This window comes from Caballeronia concitans (assembly GCF_001544615.1).
GTDB classification, from domain to species: domain Bacteria; phylum Pseudomonadota; class Gammaproteobacteria; order Burkholderiales; family Burkholderiaceae; genus Caballeronia; species Caballeronia concitans.
Genome location: NZ_FCNV02000003.1, coordinates 241,936 through 259,690 on the forward strand (window position 1 = coordinate 241,936; position 17,755 = coordinate 259,690).

The 17,755-nt window shown below is 64.8% G+C and carries 21 protein-coding genes; 10 read left to right on the plus strand and 11 right to left on the minus strand.

What is annotated here, in order from left to right; genetic code table 11:
• The first annotated feature begins 8 nt into the window (after positions 1–8).
• Positions 9–791, plus strand: coding sequence for an L-rhamnose 1-dehydrogenase Lra1 (gene lra1, locus AWB72_RS10685; RefSeq protein ID WP_040052167.1), 783 nt, complete (start codon positions 9–11; stop codon positions 789–791).
• Here lra1 and AWB72_RS10690 read toward each other — a convergent pair.
• The gene (locus AWB72_RS10690) at positions 778–1,734 is read right to left on the minus strand and encodes a LysR family transcriptional regulator (protein ID WP_040052168.1); all 957 of its coding nucleotides are present in this window, start codon (positions 1,732–1,734) and stop codon (positions 778–780) included. The two genes, lra1 and AWB72_RS10690, sit on opposite strands and share 14 nt — an antisense overlap.
• A gap of 173 nt (positions 1,735–1,907) precedes the next feature.
• On the opposite strand from AWB72_RS10690, the gene AWB72_RS10695 reads away from it, so the two are divergent.
• From AWB72_RS10695 to rhaS, 6 genes are read left to right on the plus strand one after another with little or no spacing between them, the layout of a single operon-like run.
• Entirely contained in the window at positions 1,908–2,222 is a 315-nt protein-coding gene (locus AWB72_RS10695; RefSeq protein WP_040052169.1) for an L-rhamnose mutarotase, read from the plus strand.
• Between the two features lie 27 nt (positions 2,223–2,249).
• Complete coding sequence (locus AWB72_RS10700; RefSeq protein WP_040052170.1) at positions 2,250–3,140, plus strand: amidohydrolase family protein; 891 nt, start codon at positions 2,250–2,252, stop codon at positions 3,138–3,140.
• 9 nt (positions 3,141–3,149) lie between these two features.
• Positions 3,150–4,664, plus strand: a complete 1,515-nt coding sequence (locus AWB72_RS10705) for a sugar ABC transporter ATP-binding protein (protein WP_040052171.1) — start codon at positions 3,150–3,152, stop codon at positions 4,662–4,664.
• Positions 4,664–5,704, plus strand: coding sequence for an ABC transporter permease (locus tag AWB72_RS10710; RefSeq protein ID WP_040052346.1), 1,041 nt, complete (start codon positions 4,664–4,666; stop codon positions 5,702–5,704). Before AWB72_RS10705 ends, AWB72_RS10710 begins: the two co-directional genes overlap by 1 nt.
• Positions 5,697–6,701, plus strand: a complete 1,005-nt coding sequence (locus AWB72_RS10715; protein WP_040052172.1) for an ABC transporter permease — start codon at positions 5,697–5,699, stop codon at positions 6,699–6,701. The genes AWB72_RS10710 and AWB72_RS10715 overlap by 8 nt, the downstream gene beginning before the upstream one ends.
• A 42-nt stretch (positions 6,702–6,743) precedes the next feature.
• Positions 6,744–7,757: a rhamnose ABC transporter substrate-binding protein gene (gene rhaS, locus AWB72_RS10720; protein ID WP_040052173.1), complete on the plus strand. Its 1,014-nt coding sequence runs from the start codon at positions 6,744–6,746 to the stop codon at positions 7,755–7,757.
• A 37-nt stretch (positions 7,758–7,794) separates the two neighbouring features.
• Here the strand turns inward: rhaS and AWB72_RS10725 are convergent, their stop codons facing one another.
• The 6 genes from AWB72_RS10725 to AWB72_RS10750 all read right to left on the minus strand — a co-directional run bounded on the left by AWB72_RS10725 (position 7,795) and on the right by AWB72_RS10750 (position 12,944).
• Positions 7,795–8,199, minus strand: coding sequence for a helix-turn-helix domain-containing protein (locus tag AWB72_RS10725; protein WP_040052174.1), 405 nt, complete (start codon positions 8,197–8,199; stop codon positions 7,795–7,797).
• Positions 8,200–8,673: 474 nt separating this feature from the next.
• Positions 8,674–8,952, minus strand: coding sequence for an H-NS family nucleoid-associated regulatory protein (locus AWB72_RS10730; protein ID WP_244285582.1), 279 nt, complete (start codon positions 8,950–8,952; stop codon positions 8,674–8,676).
• Positions 8,953–9,382: 430 nt separating this feature from the next.
• The gene (locus AWB72_RS10735) at positions 9,383–9,628 is read right to left on the minus strand and encodes a hypothetical protein (protein ID WP_040052347.1); all 246 of its coding nucleotides are present in this window, start codon (positions 9,626–9,628) and stop codon (positions 9,383–9,385) included.
• A 237-nt stretch (positions 9,629–9,865) separates the two neighbouring features.
• Positions 9,866–10,861, minus strand: a complete 996-nt coding sequence (locus AWB72_RS10740; protein ID WP_040052176.1) for a luciferase-like monooxygenase — start codon at positions 10,859–10,861, stop codon at positions 9,866–9,868.
• 237 nt (positions 10,862–11,098) lie between these two features.
• Entirely contained in the window at positions 11,099–11,914 is an 816-nt protein-coding gene (locus AWB72_RS10745) for a phosphate/phosphite/phosphonate ABC transporter substrate-binding protein (RefSeq protein ID WP_040052177.1), read from the minus strand.
• A gap of 10 nt (positions 11,915–11,924) precedes the next feature.
• The gene (locus AWB72_RS10750; RefSeq protein ID WP_040052178.1) at positions 11,925–12,944 is read right to left on the minus strand and encodes a fatty acid desaturase; all 1,020 of its coding nucleotides are present in this window, start codon (positions 12,942–12,944) and stop codon (positions 11,925–11,927) included.
• Positions 12,945–13,235: 291 nt separating this feature from the next.
• Here AWB72_RS10750 and AWB72_RS10755 point away from each other — a divergent pair, with 291 nt between their 5' ends.
• From AWB72_RS10755 to AWB72_RS10765, 3 genes are all read left to right on the plus strand, one after another.
• Positions 13,236–13,736: an OmpA family protein gene (locus AWB72_RS10755; protein WP_040052348.1), complete on the plus strand. Its 501-nt coding sequence runs from the start codon at positions 13,236–13,238 to the stop codon at positions 13,734–13,736.
• Between the two features lie 159 nt (positions 13,737–13,895).
• Entirely contained in the window at positions 13,896–14,960 is a 1,065-nt protein-coding gene (locus AWB72_RS10760) for a HoxN/HupN/NixA family nickel/cobalt transporter (RefSeq protein WP_040052179.1), read from the plus strand.
• 94 nt (positions 14,961–15,054) lie between these two features.
• Entirely contained in the window at positions 15,055–15,921 is an 867-nt protein-coding gene (locus AWB72_RS10765; RefSeq protein ID WP_052450040.1) for a formate/nitrite transporter family protein, read from the plus strand.
• Positions 15,922–15,953: 32 nt separating this feature from the next.
• Here AWB72_RS10765 and AWB72_RS10770 read toward each other — a convergent pair whose 3' ends face one another.
• From AWB72_RS10770 to AWB72_RS10785, 4 genes are all read right to left on the minus strand, one after another.
• Positions 15,954–16,256 carry a hypothetical protein gene (locus AWB72_RS10770; RefSeq protein WP_040052180.1) on the minus strand — a complete coding sequence of 101 codons (303 nt, stop codon included), beginning with the start codon at positions 16,254–16,256 and terminating at the stop codon, positions 15,954–15,956.
• A 179-nt stretch (positions 16,257–16,435) separates the two neighbouring features.
• On the minus strand, positions 16,436–16,741 hold the full coding sequence (locus AWB72_RS10775) for a hypothetical protein (protein ID WP_040052181.1): 306 nt from the start codon (positions 16,739–16,741) through the stop codon (positions 16,436–16,438).
• Between the two features lie 294 nt (positions 16,742–17,035).
• Entirely contained in the window at positions 17,036–17,326 is a 291-nt protein-coding gene (locus AWB72_RS10780) for a hypothetical protein (protein ID WP_040052182.1), read from the minus strand.
• Between the two features lie 20 nt (positions 17,327–17,346).
• Positions 17,347–17,679, minus strand: coding sequence for a hypothetical protein (locus tag AWB72_RS10785; protein WP_040052183.1), 333 nt, complete (start codon positions 17,677–17,679; stop codon positions 17,347–17,349).
• Positions 17,680–17,755 lie beyond the last annotated feature (76 nt).

Genomic DNA, 17,755 nt, shown 5'->3' on the forward strand with positions numbered 1-17,755 from the left:
AGGCTCACATGCTGCTCGAAAACAAGGTGGTGATCGTGACGGGCGGCTCGCGCGGCATCGGCCGGGCGATTGCGCTTGCCAGCGCGCGCGAAGGCGCGGACGTCGCGATCAACTACTGGCGCGACAACGACCAGTCGTACGGCAAGGCATCGGCGGTGGAATCGATCGTCGGCGAAATCGAGGCGCTGGGGCGGCGCGCGATCGCGGTCGAAGGCAACGTGGCCGAGCGCGAGACGGGCATCGAGCTCGTGCGGCGCACAGTGGAGGCGTTCGGGCGCGTGGACGTGCTGTCGAGCAATGCGGGCATCTGTCCGTTCCACGCGTTTCTCGACATGCCGCTTTCGGTCTATGAAACGACGGTCGCCGTGAATCTGAACGGCGCGTTCTATGTGACGCAGGCCGCCGCGAACCAGATGAAGACGCAGGGCACGGGCGGCGCGATTGTCGCGACGAGTTCGATCAGCGCGCTCGTCGGCGGCGGCATGCAGACGCATTACACGCCGACGAAGGCGGGCGTGCATTCGCTGATGCAGTCGTGCGCCATCGCGCTCGGAGCGTATGGCATCCGCTGCAATTCGGTGATGCCCGGCACCATCGCAACGGACTTGAACGCCGACGATCTGTCCGACGCCGGCAAGCGCGCCTACATGGAAAAGCGCATTCCGCTCGGACGACTCGGCGCGCCGGACGATGTCGCGCAATGCGTCGTGTTTCTCGCGTCGGATCGCGCGCGCTATGTGACGGGCGCGTCGTTGCTTGTCGATGGCGGGCTGTTCGTCAACCTGCAGTGAGCGCGAGCGACGCCGCCGAATATTTGCGCAAGAGCGCGATGAAGTACTCGGCCGGCTCGCTCAGCGTTTCGGATTTGCGTCGCAAGAGGCCGAAGCCCGACAGGCTCTTGCCGATCTCGATGGGCAATTCGGCGAGCAAGCCCGCGCGCAGGTAATCGCGCACGACGGACTCCGGCAGCATGGCGACGGCGTCGGCGTTCTGCAGCAGTTGCAAGGTCGCGAAAATCGACGCGCATTCCACGATATCGGCGGGCGTCGTGAGTCCCGCGCGCGCAAGCTCTTCTTCGAAGAGACCGCGCGCCGGACTCGTGATCGGCTGAAGAATCCACGGCCAGCCGACGAGCATGTCGAGCGCGAGCGATGTTTTCGCGGCCAGCGGATGCTTCGCGCGCACGACGAGGCGCATCGCTTCGCGCGCGAGCGGTTCGAAGTCGAAGTCGTTGTGTTGCAGGGGCGTGGTCAGGCGGCCGAGCGCGAGATCCACTTCGCGCCGATGCAGCAGTTGCACGACCTGATCGCTCGTTTCACCGAGAATGCGCACGTTCAGCAGCGGCCGCTCGGACTTGAGTTCGGTGACGGCCATCGCAAGCACATCGGGCGCGGCGCCCATGATCGCGCCGACGGTCAACTGGCCGTGGCCGCCGCGCCGCTTGTTGTCGAGATCGTCGGCAAAGCGCGTGAGGTCCGCGAGCGAGCGTCGCGCATAAGCGAGCGCGGCGGTGCCGAGCGGCGTCGGATGCATGCCGCGCGCGTTGCGTTCGAAGAGCAGAAAGCCGAACGCTTCTTCGATATCCGCGAGCATGCGGCTCGCGCTCGGCTGCGCGACGTTGACGGTATCGGCGGCCTGATGAAGATTGCGCGTGTCGTCGAGCGCGACGAGCAGCGCCAGATGCTTGAATTTCAGGCGGTTGACGAGCGCCACCTGCGAGACGTTCTGATTCATTTGGCTGTCCGGATGATGCAACGCAACGCGAGGGCCAGGATCGCGCGCGATGTAATTTTGCGATCGGTCGATCCTGCTTTCGGATTGTCGTGTTATCGGTCGGCGAATTATAGTCGCAGCACAACGCGCCTTCACGCACAGTAGGGCGCACAAACATAAGAAGGCGGGCCGCCATGGAGACAGTGGCATATCGCATGACCCTCAAGCCGGGCATGCGCGAGGAATACGAACGGCGCCATCGCGAGATATGGCCCGAACTGGCCGATGCCTTGCGCGCCGCGGGCATCCGCGATTACTGGATATTTCTCGACGAGGCGAGCGGGCATCTGTTCGCGACCTACCGGCGCACGGACGCGCACACCACGGATGCGTTGCCGCAACTGCCCATCATGCGCAAATGGTGGGACTACATGGCCGAATTGATGGAGACGCACGCGGATCACGCGCCTGTCGCGGCGCCGCTCCTGCCGGTGTTTCATCTTCCCTGAACGCGCATCGATCGCGAGGAAACCATCATGCAGGTCGTCGATCCGCATATTCATCTGTGGGATCTCTCCACGCATCACTATCCGTGGCTGGCGAATCCGCAGACATCGTTCGTGGGCGATGCGCGCGACTTGCGTCACGACTATCTGATCAGCGATTTCTTGCGCGATACCGGCAGCGTCGCGGTGCTGAAGGTCGTGCATGTCGATGCGAATCACGATCCCGCCGATCCCGTCGAAGAAACGCGCTGGCTGCAAAGCATCGCCGATGGCGAAGGGCGCGGCATGCCGGAAGGCATCGTGGCGGGCGCGGATTTGTCGGCGGACAACGCGCCGCAAGTGCTCGAAGCGCATGCGGCGTTCGCGAACACGCGCGGCATCCGCCAGATACTCAACGTGCATGACGATCCCCTGTACGACTATGTGGGACGGCACTACATGCACGAGCCGCAGTGGCGCAAGCATTTCGGATTGCTCGAACGCTTCGGCTTGTCGTTCGATCTTCAGTTGTATCCCTCGCAGATGCAGGATGCGGCGGCGCTTGCGCGCGAGCATGCGAACACGCAGTTCATCGTGAATCACGCGGGCATGTTCGTGGATCGCGCATCGCCCGCGGGGTATCGCGCGTGGCGTGACGGCATGCGTGCGCTCGCTGCTTGCCCGAACGTCGCGGTGAAGATCAGTGGCCTCGCGATGTTCGATCACGACTGGACCATCGAGAGCTTTCGGCCCTACGTGCTCGAAACCATCGACACGTTCGGCTGCGATCGCGCGATGTTTGCATCGAACTTTCCGGTGGATCGCCTGTTCGGTTCTTACACGGCGATATGGAATGCGTATGCGCGCATCGTCGCCGATGCAAGCGACGCCGAAAAGGACGCGCTCTTCGTGCGCAACGCCGAGCGCATCTACCGCATCTAGGAGAACGCGATGACGACGCCACGACTCGAACTGAGACACGCGAGCAAGGCATTCGGACGCGTGCGCGCGCTCGGCGACGGCAGCCTTCAACTCTTTCCTGGCGAAGTGCACGCGCTGCTCGGCGAGAACGGCGCGGGCAAGTCCACGCTCGTGAAGCTGCTCGCGGGCGTGTATCAGCCCGATGCCGGCGAACTGCTCGTCGATGGCGTCGCGCGGCGCTTCGCGAATCCCGCCGAAGCGCGCGATGCGGGCATCGCCGTGATCTATCAGGAGCCGACGCTGTTCGCGGACCTGTCGATTGCGGAGAACATCTACATGGGCCGGCAGCCGCGCGACCGCCTGGGCCGCATTCGCTACGACGAGATGCATCGCGAAGTCGATGCGCTGCTCGCGTCGCTCGGCGTGAGTCTGCGCGCGCAGCGGCTCGTGCGCGGGCTGTCGATCGCGGATCAGCAAGTGGTCGAGATCGCCAAGGCGCTGTCGCTCGATGCGAACGTGCTCATTATGGACGAGCCGACCGCCGCGCTTTCGCTGCCCGAAGTCGAGCGGCTCTTTGCCATCGTGCGCGCGTTGCGTGAGCGCGATGTCGCGATTCTGTTCATCACGCATCGGCTCGATGAAGTCTTCGCGCTCACGCAACGCATGACGATCATGCGCGACGGCATGAAGGTGCATGACGCGCTGACCGCCGACATGAGCATCGATGCGATCGTGAGCAAAATGGTCGGCCGCGATCTCGACACGTTCTATCCGAAAGCCGATGTCGTGCCCGGCGACGTGCGGCTCGCAGTGCGCAATCTTACGCGCGAAGGCGTGTTCAAAAACGTTTCGTTCGATGTCCGCGCGGGCGAGATCGTCGCGCTCGCGGGACTCGTCGGCGCGGGGCGCAGCGAAGTGGCGCGTGCGATCTTCGGCATCGATCCGGTCGATGGCGGCGACGTGAGCATCGCGGGGAAGAAGCTGGATTTGGGCAAGCCGGCGGCGGCGGTGCGCGCGGGTCTCGCGCTCGTGCCCGAAGACCGCCGCGCGCAAGGACTTGCGATGGAGCTTTCGATTGCGCGCAATGCATCGCTGACCGTGCTCGGCCGGTTGATGCGGCACGGCCTTATCTCGTCGCGCAGCGAATCCGCGCTTGCCGCCGACTGGGGCCAGCGCCTTCGTCTCAAGGCCAGCGATCTCGATGCGCCCGTCGGCACGCTATCGGGCGGCAATCAGCAGAAGGTGGTGCTCGGCAAATGGCTCGCGACGAATCCGAAGGTGCTCATCATCGACGAACCGACGCGCGGCATCGACGTGGGCGCGAAAGCGGAGGTGTATCGCACGCTGGCCGAACTCGTGAAGGAGGGCATGGCCGTGTTGATGATATCGAGCGAACTGCCTGAAGTGCTCGGCATGGCGGATCGCGTGCTCGTGATGCATGAAGGCCGCATCAGCGCGGATATTCCCCGCGCCGAAGCGAACGAGGAACGGGTGATGAGCGCGGCGTTGGGCGCGTCGCCTCAAGCGTTGGGACGTGCAGCATGATGACCCGACATTCCCCGACCTTGCCCGCGATGCAGACCGCGCATCCCAAACGCGACAGCCTCGCCGTCACCATTGCGAAGAGCCGCGAGCTGACGTTGTTCATCGTGCTGCTCGTGCTCGTCGGCGCGACGGCAGCCGTGAAGCCCGACTTCCTCAACTTGCAGAATCTGCGCGACGTGTTGCTCAACGTCTCGATCATCGGCTTGCTGACCGCAGGCATGACGATCGTGATGCTGATGCGGCATATCGATCTCTCGGTGGCGTCGATCGTCGGCGTGAGCGCGTATGCGGTCGGCAGCCTCTTCGTCATGTTTCCGCACATGCCCGTGATCGTCGCGATGTTCGCGGGCATCGGCATGGGCTTGATCGTCGGCGCGGTGAACGGCGCGCTCGTCACGTTCGGGCGCGTGCCTTCGCTCGTCGCCACGCTATCGACGCTCTATATCGTGCGCGGCGCGGATTACGCGTGGGTCCACGGCGGCCAGATCAACGCGACGAGCCTGCCCGATGCCTTCGCCGCCATCGCCACCGGTTCGGTGCTCGGCGTGCCGAATCTCGTGTTGATCGCGCTTGTCGTGCTGATCGCGTTGTCGGTGTATTTGAAGCAGTATCGCGGCGGGCGCGAGCATTATGCGATCGGCTCGAATCCCGAAGCCGCGCGGCTCGCGGGCATTCGCGTGGATCGTCGCGTGATGATCGGCTTCCTGTTGTCCGGCGCAATCGCGGGACTCGCGGGCGTGCTGTGGCTCGCGCGCTTCGGCACCGTCGATGCCAGCACGGCCAAAGGCATCGAGCTGCAAGTGGTCGCGGCGGCGGTGGTGGGCAGCGTCGCGATCACGGGCGGCGTCGGCACCATCGCGGGCGCGACGCTCGGTGCGCTCGTGCTCGGCGTCATCAATATCGCGCTGGTGGTGCTGCGCGTGTCGCCGTTCTGGCAGCAGGCCATTCAAGGCGCGCTGATCGTCGCGGCGATCACGCTCGATACCTTGCTCGCGCGTTCCGTCGCGCGCCGCATGATGAGGAAACGCGATCATGGCTAAGCCCGATTCCGCTTTGTCCACGGCGAGGCGTCGTCATTTGCAATGGGAAGCGATGCTCGTCATCGTGCTCGTCGTCTCGCTCGTGGCGGGCCGCGCGCTGTCGCCGATGTTCCTCTCGTCCGCGAATCTCTCGAACATGCTCGCCGATTTCACGGAGATCGCGCTGATCGCGTTGCCGATGACGCTCGTGATCGTCGCGGCGGAGATCGATTTGTCGGTGGCGTCGGTGCTTGGCGCGTCGAGCGCATTGATGGGCGTGCTGTGGCACATGCACTTGCCGATGCCGTTCGTCATCCTAAGTGTTTTGGCGTTCGGCACGCTCGCGGGACTGCTCAACGGACTCGTGATCGTGCGCTTCGGCTTGCCGTCGCTGGCCGTCACCATCGGCACGCTCGCGTTGTTTCGCGGGCTGGCGTACGTGCTGCTCGGCGATCAGGCCATCGCGGATTTTCCCGCGTCGTACACGGCGTTCGGCATCGATACCGTCGTCAACACGTTCCTGCCGATGCCGTTCGTGCTCGTCATCGCGGGCGCGGTCATCTTCACCGTGCTGCTGCAAGCGACGCCCTTCGGCCGCAGCCTCTATGCGATCGGCGCGAACCCGACCGCCGCGCAGTTCTCGGGCATCGACGTGGCGAAGACGAAGCTCAAGCTCTTCATGATGTCCGGCGCGATGGCCGCGCTCGCGGGCATCGTCTATACGCTGCGCTTCACGAGCGCGCGCGGCGACAACGGCGAAGGCTTCGAGCTGTCCGTGATCGCGGCGGTGCTGTTCGGCGGCGTGAGCATCTTCGGCGGACGCGGCTCGATGATCGGCGTGCTGCTGTCGCTCGTCATCATCGGCGTGCTGCGCAATGCGCTGACGCTCGCGGATGTATCGAGCGAAACGCTCACCATCGTGACCGGCGCGCTCCTGCTGTCTTCCGTGCTGATTCCGAATCTCGTCGCGCGCTGGCGGGCGGCGCGCGAGAAGCGCCTGATGGCGCAAGCCCGTTGATAACCAGCGCAGCTTTGCGCATAGACAGGAGACTTGACGACAATGAAGACACCGTATCGACTCATGCGCGCGCCGATCCTCGCGGCGGCGCTGCTCGCGGCCAGCGTCGCGTTCACGTCGAGCGCCGCCGAAGTGAAGAGCGGCCTCAAGATCGCGTTCCTGCCGAAGCAGATCAACAATCCGTACGAAGTCATCGCCGACGATGGCGGCATGGCCGCGATCAAGGAGTTCAAGGGCGAGGGCAAGGTCGTGGGGCCGTCGGATGCGGGAGCGTCGTCGCAAGTGAGTTATATCAACACGCTCATCACGCAGCGCCAGAACGCGATCGTGATCGCGGCCAACGACGCGAACGCCGTCGTGCCGTATCTCAAGAAAGCGATGTCGCAAGGCATCAAGGTCGTCACGTTCGATTCCGATACCGCGCCCGACGGACGCCAGATCTTCGTCAATCAGGCCGATTCGGAAGCGATCGGACGCGGCCAGATTCAACTGCTGTCGAAGCTCGTCGGCGGCGAGGGCGAGTTCGCGATTCTCTCCGCCACGCCCAACGCGACGAACCAGAACACCTGGATCAAATGGATGCAGGAGGAATTGAAGAAGCCGGAATATTCGAAGCTCAAGCTCGTGAAGATCGCCTACGGCAACGACGACGATCAGAAATCGTTCGTCGAAACGCAGGGCTTGCTGCAGGCGTATCCGAACCTGAAGGGCATCGTCGCGCCGACATCGGTGGGCATCGCGGCGGCGGCGCGCTATATCTCGACATCGCCCGCGAAGGGCAAGGTCGTCGTCACCGGTCTCGGCACGCCTAACCAGATGCGCGCGTTCGTGAAGAACGGCACCGTCACCGCGTTCCAGTTGTGGGACCCGGGCCAGTTGGGTTATCTGGCCGCGTTCGCGGCGGCGAATCTCGCGTCGGGGACGATCACGGGCAAGGAAGGCGATTCCTTCGATGCGGGCAAGCTCGGCAAGCGCACCGTCGGCAAGAGCGGCGAAGTGATTCTCGGCCCGCCGACGACGTTCGATGCGAGCAACATCGACCAGTTCAACTTCTGATGCGCCGGACGCGGGGCGCTGCGCGGCGCTCCGCGTTTCATCGGCGCGATTTGGACAGCAAATGCCCGAGGCCGAGATTCGTCGCGATCTGCCAGACATAGACGCGCGAGTAGCGCACGCCGTAGCGCCGTTCGATCAACTCGCGCAGCCGCGCATTGGTCCACGCGTCGCTTTCGAAGCCGTGTTCGCGCGCCGAGCCCTGCAATGCCGTCGCGATCCAGCCGAGCGCTTCCTGATCCAGCACCGATGCCCGCCCGCCGACGCCCATTTTCGCGAGCGCGTCGAGGCCGCCTTCGGACACGATCGCCTTGTAGCGGCGCACCGTCTGCACCGACAGATGCAAGTCGTCCGCGACCCGCTCCACCGACGCCCCTTCGAGCAGCATGCGGCCCGCCGTCATGCGCCGCACGACGCTCGGAAGGGAGGCGGAGCGGGAATGCATGGCGCTCGTCCCTCGATGGGTCAAAGGCCGCGCACGGCGGCTCAGGCGCGATGCCTCGCAGCGCAGTCATCGGCCGGCAGACGCGCCGGCGCAATCGCAATGGCGATTGCAATGGGGTACATGTCGGCGTCGGGCTCGCGGCGTCCGTGTGCGTTCATGGGTGCTCCTCACGACCGGGATGGGCGTTTTGTCGCTCTAAGTCGGCGACTCAACGAGGTCGATACGCGGCGAGCGAAAGCCAGCCGGCTACAGGAACGACCAATAAACCGTTTCCGGCACGATGGCGATGCATCGCTGAAAATTTTTGAGCTTGATAATTAGCAGCGAATTGACTATGACACGACGCACCCGCGCTACGCGATGCGTAACGCCGGGCGAATTGATTTCGCCGGTTTCACGAATGGCGTTGCGCGCACGCGGGCGCGCGCCCGGGCGTTGCCGTCCACGCGCGCACGCAGCCTTGAAGCCGGGGCTTCAGACGCGATAGAACTCGATGTCCTGTCCCGCATGCACCGCGCGTTTGAGCCATTCCGGCATGTCGCCGACGCCGTCCCACGTATCGCCGCTGGCATTGCGAAAAACCGGCTGGTCGCCATTGGCTTGCGGCAGGGACGGGAGTTGCGGCATCGCCCGTTTCGGCTTTATCGCGCCATTTGCTCCGTTGGTCTTCGTGAGCATGGGCGGCGGGGGAGCCTCCGACGCTTCGGCTAATGCTTCGGCCAATGCGCTTTCGGTGATGCCGAATTCGGCCATGCGGCTGCGCAAATACGCAATGATGCTATCTCGCTTTCTTTCGTCCACGGCTTTCCTGATTCAGCTTTTTGATTTACAGATGACGAACCGATGCCCCGCGCGGACCGGGGCGGTTCGAAGACTTGAGTTTGTGTTTATACAAGCGTGGCGCAGTGCCTGCCGCGCGTCAATTAGTGTATTTACCGCAGGTCGGGTTTAATCCGCTAGTCTCGTTGCTCATATAGCCGGCATCGAGCGGATTGCGGATAAACGCCAGTTCAGGGATCGCATGACGGACGCGCGACAAGGGTGCGCGCGGGAAGTCACGCCGGAAAGCCGAATTCGGCCACGATCCGCGGAACACGAGGCTCGCGCCGCCGCCACTGCCGGACGGCTGAAACCCCGCTTTGAACTCTATTGTATGCTGCGCGCGGCAACTATTAAAAAAGTTTTAACGCGTATGCTGCTCTCCCGGTAATTCCGCACCGTGCGCGCGAATGGCGGCAATCAGTTCGGCGGGGGTAATCTCATAACGCACTTCACGATGAATACCGGGTTTGCGCTCGTCGATTTCGATCAGCAGGACGGCCTTGCCGTCGGCGGCGGGTTCGAGCCGCAGCGAGCGCACTTCCTGGCCGCTCGCTTCATCGTGTTCCGTCAGGAGCGTCATGGCCCCGGTGGCAGCGCTTCTCGGCATCGACATTCTTCCTCTCCCTCTTGCAACGTCGTTGTTGTTGTCCGCCGCGTCGCCGGCCGCGCGCACCAAAAAAGCGTACGCGTTCGAATGAGCGATGCGTGGCGGTAGAGCAGACGCGAAGCGCCGCGCGCGATGCTTCCCGCGCTGGCGCTCCGGTATCTCATTATTGCCTGTCAAAAGCGCGCGCGTCCAGCACGGGCGGCTTGCGCGCGTGCCGGGCGTGGCGTGGACGTGCGGCTAGGCGTTTGTGCCGATGGCGTCGCGCGCTTCTGCCGTGATCTCGAAGGAGCGCAGGCGCGCCCGGTGATCGAAAATCTGCGCGGTCACGATGAGTTCGTCGGCCCGCGTCTGGTCGATGACCGAGCGCAGCCCCGCCTCGACGTCCGCGCGATCGCCGACGACCGAGCACGCGAGCGAATGCTCGACGCCCGCGCGCTCGGCCGGCGTCCACGCGATGGACTCGACGGGCGGCGGCAGTTGACCCGGCGTGCCGCGCCGCAGATTGACGAACTGCTGCTCGAGCGACGTGAACAGGAAGCGCGCCTCCTCGGTGGTATCGGCGGCGAAGACGTTGACGCCGACCATCGCGTAGGGCTTTTTCAGCGTCGGCGACGGACGGAACTGCGAGCGATAAACGTCCAGCGCGGTCAGCAGATAATCCGGCGCGAAATGCGATGCGAACGCGAACGGCAGCCCGAGCGCGGCCGCGAGCTGCGCGGAGAACAGCGACGAGCCGAGCAGCCAGATCGGCACGTTCAGGCCCGCGCCGGGTACCGCGCGCACGCGCTGGCCTTCGACGGGATCGGCGAAAAAGCGTTGCAGTTCGACGACATCGTCCGGGAACGAGTCCGCGCTGCCTTGCAGATCGCGGCGCAGCGCGCGGGCGGTGGTCTGGTCGGTGCCGGGCGCGCGGCCCAGGCCGAGATCGATACGGCCCGGAAACAGCGACGCGAGCGTGCCGAACTGCTCGGCGATCACGAGCGGCGCGTGATTCGGCAGCATGATGCCGCCGGAGCCGACGCGGATCGTTTTGGTGCCCGCCGCGATATGGCCGATCACGACCGACGTCGCCGCGCTGGCGATGCCCGTCATGTTGTGGTGTTCCGCGAGCCAGTAGCGCTGATAGCCCCAGCGTTCGGCGTGCTGGGCGAGGTCGAGCGAATGAGCGAAGGCGTCGGCGGCGGTCGAGCCGAGCGGGATGGGCGAAAGGTCCAGCAGCGAGAAGGGGATCATTGCGGATTCTTGGCTTTCGGTGAGGCGGCGCTCCGCGCGTGAATGCTTGCGGAGCGGGCCTCGACGCGGCCACGTATGGGAAAACCCGATTGTGCCGAAAGTCTGGAAAGTCTGCCGGGACGGGAGGATTCGGGGGGGCGCGAAGCCCGGCAAAGATGCAGCGCGGGCCGTGACTCTATGCACGCGTCATGGCAACCGGGGACGCATCAGTAAGCATTCCAGATGAGAAGCGCTCAATCACGCCAGCCGCGGATACCCCGACTCCATCGCCTCGCGCTCATAGCGGTCGATCACCGCGTAATCCGCCTGTGTGAAGCGCAGCAGTCCTTTAAGCCGCAGCCGGCGCGCGAGCGGCGCGTCATGCGCGATTGCCTCGGAGAGCGCGGCGGCGAGGGCATCGACGATATCTGGCGGCACGCGCCGCGACGCGATGAACGGCAGCGCGGGCGCGCTCGCCGTCACGCCGATCTCGCGGATGCCCGTCGCCAGCTCCGGCCGATGTGTCCGCACGAACGCGAGCGTGACGCAGTCGATGGCGGCGACATCCGCGGTGCGATCGACTGCAATCGCCCGCAACGACGCCAGATGCGAGCCGCTTTTCGCGACCGACGCGAAGAATCGCCCGTTCGCTGCAAACGGCGTGACCGCGTGCCGGAAAAGATTCATGCCGCTGTTGGAATCGTCGTCGTTATAGACCGCGCGCAGGCCGCGGCACGCTTCGAGCGACGCCGCCTCCACGTGCGCGCCCGTCACCAGCACGCTGCGATAGCCGCCGTGCTCGCAACCGGACGCATCGAAGTCGGGCGTGGCGACGACTCGCACGCGCCCGTTCAGCGCATGCAGCAGCGGATAGCCGCAGGTTTGCGAGAGCAGCACGTCGTCGCGAAGCCAGAACGCGGTGAGATCCGCGTCCGGATCGACGATCCGCACGGTATCGCCGCGCGCAATCAGCCGGCCGGATACACGCGCGAGGGCGGCATCGAGCCATGCGCGCCAGTCGTCGGCGAGCGCGGGCGCGACGTTGTACATCGGCAAGGCGGCAATCCATTGCATCGGGGGGCGGTCAGGCGGAAGGAGATTGCATCGTACCGATATCGCGGCGAACCGGCCGAATCCGTGCCGATGCCTGCACGTCCGCGTCGCCCGCGAACGGATGCACGGGCGACACGGCCTGCGCGAACGCATGCCGCGTCAGCCACTCGCCATAGCCGCGCACGACGAAGCCGCCGTTGCCCGCGCGATAGGCGTCGCGCCGTTCTTCGTAGACATCGCCGAGCGCGTACCACGGCACGCCGGGCAAGTCGTGATGCACCGCGTGATAGTTGTTGTTCAGGAAAAGCAGCCGCCACGGCCACGCGGCTTCGTTGATGACCGTGCGTTCGCGTTCGTCGTGAGCCGCGCGATGCTCGTGGAACGATCGCACCGAAGCCAGCGCGAGCGACGCATAGCCGACGCCGAAAATCAGCGCGCGCCACGGGATGCCGCATCGCGCATCGAGCCACCACGCGAGCGCGGCCAGCATCGTCACATGCGCGGCCCAGCTCGCGACGATCCGCCACTGACGCGTCGCGAGCGCCTGCGCGGCTTCGCGCCATGACGCGGCGATCGAAAACCACGGCCCGATGAGCATGCGCCCCGCGAACGTATTGCGCGCGGCGATGGCGCCCCGCAGCAGCGCGCCCGCGTTCGCCCACTGTTCGGGCGTCACGTAATAGCTCTCGGGATCGCGGCCGGGCACGGTGAGGTGAGCTTCGTCGTGATGACGAAGATGCGAATCGCGATAGACCGCATACGGAAACCACACGGCCAGCGGCGCGATGCCGAACAGCATGTTGATGAACGGCCAGCGCGTCGGATGGCCGTGCAGCAGTTCGTGCTGCAGCGACATGTACCAGCACGAGAGCACCGTCAGCAGGACGAGCGCGACCGGCAATCCGAGCGTGCGCGCGTTGACCGCGACGGCGAACCATCCGCCATGCACGGCGACGATCACGAGCCACGTCGGCCATTCGCTGCGCCAGCGCCACGACGCGCGCCGATCCTGGATTGCATCGCGTTGGGCGTCGTCGATATAGCGTGGCATGGCGGACTCTGTAAAGCGGAAGCGCCATGGTAGCCGCGCAGCCTGGCGCGCCCAACCAACGAATCCGGCAATGTTTTTCGCGATGCCGGGAAAGCGCCGCTCGCCCGTCTCTCGCGCTTTGCAAATGTTGACAAGTGCGCCGCACGACCGTGCTATACCTTTCGCGCTTTTGCTAAGCGCATCCGGAAACGTGCCGGCATCGGTCGATCGTTAGACCTGCCAACGGGATGCAGTCGAGGCGCACGGCAATGTCGCCGCGACGCCGAATTCATGAGCTGCAAGGAGAAAGAGTTGAAGAAGCTGATGGCTGTGGGCGCCTTAGTGGCTGCCGTTTCCGTGCTGACGGGCTGTTCCAGTCTGGACCGCACGAAGGAAGAGTCGTTGAACCGGGCGGCGGGTATCGAAGTGACGGAGACGCCGCAGGGCGTGGGTGTGCGCCTGCCGGAGAAGGTGCTGTTCGACTTCGACAAGGCCACGCTGCGCGCGGATTCCGGTCCCGCAATCGCGCGGTCGGCCGTGCTGATCATGCGCAGCAAGAAGCCCGTGCTGGTGGAAGGCCATACCGACAACATCGGCGAACGCGACTACAACATGAAGCTCTCGCAGGCGCGCGCGGAAGTCGTCGCGCGTGCGCTCGCCGACAAGGGCGTGCCGGCGTCGCGCGTCAACTACAAGGGCTTCGCGTTCGACCGTCCCGTCGCGAGCAACGACAGCGATGAAGGCCGCGCGCGCAATCGTCGCACGGAGATCGTGATCATCGGCGAATCGGTGGATACGGTCATGGGCAAGTAAGTCCGTCCCCGTCGCTCGTCCGGGCAATCGCCCGGCCGTCGCATTCAACGCGGCGGCCGGGCGATGTCGCTTCAGGCCGCGGAATATTGGCTCAGAGTCGAAGCACGGTATCCTTTGACGCTTTGTGACCCTTTGTTCCTCCGTCACGTCTGCGCATCCATGGCCCGACCTTTCGACCCCGGCACCGCGTCCCCTCCGGCGTTCACGCTCCCGCGCCGGTCCACGCGCCTTTTAGCCGGGCTCGTCGCGTTCAATATCGTCGCCTGGGTCTGGGCGCTGATCGCATTTCGTCACTATCCCTTGATTCTCGGCACGTCGCTGCTCGCGTATTCGCTCGGGCTTCGCCATGCGGTCGATGCCGACCACATCGCCGCCATCGATAACGTCACGCGCAAGCTGATGCAGCAGGGCAAGCGGCCGATCGCCGTGGGCATCTTCTTTTCGCTCGGGCATTCGACGGTCGTCGTGCTCGCCACCGCCGTCATCGCCGCGACAGCCGCCGCCGTGCAGGGACGCTTTCTCGCGTTCCGCGAGATCGGCGGGCTGATCGGCACGTCGGTGTCGGCGCTCTTTCTGTTCGCCATCGCGGCGATGAATCTCTTCGTGTTGCGCGGCGTATGGCGCGCATTCCGGCGCGTGCGGCGCGGCGACGCCATCCGCGATGAAGACGCGGACATGCTGATCGTCGGCGGCGGGCTGCTCGCGCGCATCGCGCGGCCGCTTTTCGGGTTCATCGGCAAAAGCTGGCACATGTATCCGCTCGGCTTTCTGTTCGGCCTCGGCTTCGATACGGCCACCGAAATCGGCCTGATGGGCATTGCGGCGTCGGAAGCGGCGCGCGGCATGCCGGTCTGGTCGATCCTCGTGTTTCCGGTGCTCTTCACGGCGGGCATGTCGCTCATCGATACCGCCGACAGCATGCTGATGCTCGGCGCATACGGCTGGGCCTTCATGAAGCCGGTGCGCAAGCTCTACTACAACCTGACGGTCACGCTGATCTCGGTGGTGATCGCGGTGTTCGTGGGCGGCGTCGAGGCGCTCGGGCTGATCGCGGACCGGCTGCAACTGAAGGGCGGGCTGTGGGACGTCGCGTCGGTGCTCTCCGAGCACTTCGGCGCGCTCGGCTATGCGATCGTCGGTCTCTTCGCCGCGTGCTGGCTCGCGTCGGCGCTCATCTACAAGTGGCGCGGCTACGATACGCGCGATACCGTCAACGCGCGCTAGTCCGCCGTGTCCTGATTCGCGGGCATCGTTCCTGCTCTGCTCCTGCGCCCGCCGCTCATCGATCCCCATCGAGCGGCCTTCACGGAGAACGATCATGTCAGAGCAGGACAAGGGGCCATCCGCCGGCTCCGAATCACCCAACCTCGACGAAGCCGAGCGCGAGCAGGCCGCCGAGCATTCGACGCCTCATGCGCTCGTCATTCACGAAATCGTGCGGGAAGAGGGCGAGGCCGCGATGGAGCGGACTTTCGCCGCGCTCATGTGGTCCGCGCTCGCCGCGGGACTCTCGATGGGCTTCTCGTTTCTCGTTCAATCCATACTCGAAAGCGAGTTGCCGGACACGAGCTGGCGCAGCCTCATCACGAGCTTCGGCTATACGATCGGCTTCGTCTTCGTCATTCTCGGGCGCCAGCAGCTCTTCACCGAAAGCACGCTGACGGCGGTGCTGCCCGTGCTCACGCGGCGCGACCTGACGACGCTCGCCAAGACCTTTCGGCTATGGGCGATAGTGCTGTTCTTCAATCTGATCGGAACGGTGATCTTCGCGGGTCTCTTGCAGATTCCCGGCGTGTTCTCGCCCGGTGTCACGGAGGCGCTCGCGAAGGTCGCCAAGGCGCCGCTTTCGGCGGATTTCGGCGTGACGCTCGTGCGCGCGATGTTTGCCGGCTGGCTCATCGCGCTGATGGTCTGGCTGCTGCCGAGCGCCCGGTCCGCGCGCCTGCTCACCGTGCTGCTCGTGACCTATACCGTCGCCGTGAGCAAGCTGTCGCATGTGATCGCGGGATCGGTGGAATCGGCGTATGCGGTGATGACGGGCGCCGCCAGCGTCTCCGATTACTTCCTCGTGTTCCTCGTGCCGACGTTCATCGGCAACGTGATCGGCGGGGTGTCGCTGGTGGCGATCGTCAATCACGCGGCCATCGCGCCCGAGATCAACGGATCGGCGCAGCGCGCGGACTGAACGCAGCCCGAGCCCGCGCGCTGTCGTGCGGGCTACTTGTTGTTGCCCGCGCCCGTGCCGTAAAGGCCGTTGTTGAAGCCGCCCGCGCCTTCGGTCTTGTGGTCCTTGCCGACGGTCGGGCCGCGCGCGGCGCCGGCGGCGTCCTTCGATTGCGGCTTCTGGGATTCATGCACCATCGTGCCCGACGGATTCGCGCGGCCGGTCGAATCCGACGTGCGGTTTTCCTGCTGATCCGAGCCCGCGGGCTGCGTGATCTGCGCGTGGCCGGCCGTGCTGAACACGGCTGCGGCGGACGCGACGAGCGTGGCGGCGATTCGATGAAACGATGCAGACATGGCGCCTCCAGGCGTTGCTAATGGAAGCTCCATGCCGAGCACGAACGATGCCTGAGACCGCCTGTGAAACCGGTTCGACAAACAAAAGCGATAGTGCAAGCCTGTGCAAGCGCGCGCGACCGGGCCGGACGCGCGACGATCGGGATCGCGCCGTTTGCGCGAGTGGCGAAAGCGGCTATTCAGGCCGCTTTCGCCCAAAGCCTGTTGGTCGACCTTTTGCGGCTGCCGCCGTCGCGTGGAGTGGTGCGGACCGCATCGAGCGCGAGGCGCAGCGCCTCGATGCGCTGCTTCTGCGCCGGCACGAGCGCATAGCCGCTCACGACCGCCGCGAGCCGCTCACGCCAGTACTCGACGTTGAGCGTTCCCGGAGACTGGTTGTGCATCGTGCGAAGCTGCGCGACCGCGCGTTCGATATGTTGAAGTTCGACATCTGCCAAAGCCGAAGGCAGCAAGCTGCCCTTGGCCTCGCTCTTTTTCTTCTTCATCGCTGGTCTTCCTCTCAGCCGCGCGACGCGACGCACGCTCTTTCGTCGTTACGCCGGCGGGCACCCCGTTTCACCCGCGCGATTTCTGATGAATCGTCGCGGGCGGCCCTTGCTCGTTATCTGACTTGTACGATCGTGACCCGTGATGCTGTCTTCGAATCCTTGATGACCAAAGGTACGACCGTTAACAAAAATGTACGCAACGGGCGCCATGTGGCTCCGTCTGTCAACGCACATTTATTGCTGAGAGCGTGGTGCTTTCGATGCTGCGATGCGCCAGACGCAAGCGCGTTTTCAGTCGCGTTCGTCAGGCGTCGGCTTGTCCGCGCGCTTGCCGCTGCGGCCTATTTGCGCTTCCATCGCCTGATCGAGCTTGCTGACCTTGCGCGGTTTGGCGGGCTCACGCGCATTGACGAACGCGATGAAGTCGTCCATCGGCAAAGGATCGCAGAGCTTGCTCGATCCTTCCGCCGAGCGTTCGATGAGATAGAAATAGCCGCCCGGCATGCTGACCGCCGCGTAGTGCGGATTGCCGCTGCGGGTCTTGAGCCGTTCGACGGCGTTGATGGCTTTGGTCGAGCGCATGCCGTTCTATGCTCCGTGCGTCACGGCGCGCATTTCTTGCCCGCGCCTTCGATCCACAGGTTCGACGCGTGGCGTTCGCCCGGATAGAAGCGATACACGGTCTCGCCGTTGTCGTAGCGAACCTTGATGACGTTGGAGTCGCCGAATTCGAGCATCGTGCCTTGCGGAATCGCGGTCTGCTTGAACGTGGCGTTGTGCTTCTTCGCTTCGTCGGCAATGCATTGAACGATGCTGCCGACGCGGTTTTCCGTCGATGCGGTATCCACTTCGGGCTGGCCTGCATCGGCGTTATGGAAGCGCCCGCAAGCGGACATGAGCAAGGGCAGCGCGAGGGCCGCGGCGAGTTTTTTCATGGTCTTCCCGGTTGTCGTGATTTCAGGCCGAACGCGTCATTAGATCACAGCGCCTTTACGGTTCGGTCAGCTTCGG

Bases quoted from the DNA above. Each gene is read 5' to 3' on its own strand.
- AWB72_RS10750 (WP_040052178.1), bottom strand. From the start codon at position 12,944: ATGCCACGCTATATCGACGACGCCCAACGCGATGCAATCCAGGATCGG.
- AWB72_RS10725 (WP_040052174.1), bottom strand. From the start codon at position 8,199: ATGCATTCCCGCTCCGCCTCCCTTCCGAGCGTCGTGCGGCGCATGACG.
- AWB72_RS10735 (WP_040052347.1), bottom strand. From the start codon at position 9,628: ATGCCGAGAAGCGCTGCCACCGGGGCCATGACGCTCCTGACGGAACAC.
- AWB72_RS10710 (WP_040052346.1), top strand. From the start codon at position 4,664: ATGACCCGACATTCCCCGACCTTGCCCGCGATGCAGACCGCGCATCCC.
- AWB72_RS10765 (WP_052450040.1), top strand. From the start codon at position 15,055: ATGTCAGAGCAGGACAAGGGGCCATCCGCCGGCTCCGAATCACCCAAC.
- AWB72_RS10780 (WP_040052182.1), bottom strand. From the start codon at position 17,326: ATGCGCTCGACCAAAGCCATCAACGCCGTCGAACGGCTCAAGACCCGC.
- AWB72_RS10770 (WP_040052180.1), bottom strand. From the start codon at position 16,256: ATGTCTGCATCGTTTCATCGAATCGCCGCCACGCTCGTCGCGTCCGCC.
- AWB72_RS10705 (WP_040052171.1), top strand. From the start codon at position 3,150: ATGACGACGCCACGACTCGAACTGAGACACGCGAGCAAGGCATTCGGA.
- AWB72_RS10690 (WP_040052168.1), bottom strand. From the start codon at position 1,734: ATGAATCAGAACGTCTCGCAGGTGGCGCTCGTCAACCGCCTGAAATTC.
- rhaS (WP_040052173.1), top strand. From the start codon at position 6,744: ATGAAGACACCGTATCGACTCATGCGCGCGCCGATCCTCGCGGCGGCG.
- AWB72_RS10695 (WP_040052169.1), top strand. From the start codon at position 1,908: ATGGAGACAGTGGCATATCGCATGACCCTCAAGCCGGGCATGCGCGAG.
- AWB72_RS10745 (WP_040052177.1), bottom strand. From the start codon at position 11,914: ATGCAATGGATTGCCGCCTTGCCGATGTACAACGTCGCGCCCGCGCTC.
- AWB72_RS10760 (WP_040052179.1), top strand. From the start codon at position 13,896: ATGGCCCGACCTTTCGACCCCGGCACCGCGTCCCCTCCGGCGTTCACG.
- AWB72_RS10785 (WP_040052183.1), bottom strand. From the start codon at position 17,679: ATGAAAAAACTCGCCGCGGCCCTCGCGCTGCCCTTGCTCATGTCCGCT.
- AWB72_RS10715 (WP_040052172.1), top strand. From the start codon at position 5,697: ATGGCTAAGCCCGATTCCGCTTTGTCCACGGCGAGGCGTCGTCATTTG.
- lra1 (WP_040052167.1), top strand. From the start codon at position 9: ATGCTGCTCGAAAACAAGGTGGTGATCGTGACGGGCGGCTCGCGCGGC.
- AWB72_RS10775 (WP_040052181.1), bottom strand. From the start codon at position 16,741: ATGAAGAAGAAAAAGAGCGAGGCCAAGGGCAGCTTGCTGCCTTCGGCT.
- AWB72_RS10700 (WP_040052170.1), top strand. From the start codon at position 2,250: ATGCAGGTCGTCGATCCGCATATTCATCTGTGGGATCTCTCCACGCAT.
- AWB72_RS10730 (WP_244285582.1), bottom strand. From the start codon at position 8,952: ATGGCCGAATTCGGCATCACCGAAAGCGCATTGGCCGAAGCATTAGCC.
- AWB72_RS10740 (WP_040052176.1), bottom strand. From the start codon at position 10,861: ATGATCCCCTTCTCGCTGCTGGACCTTTCGCCCATCCCGCTCGGCTCG.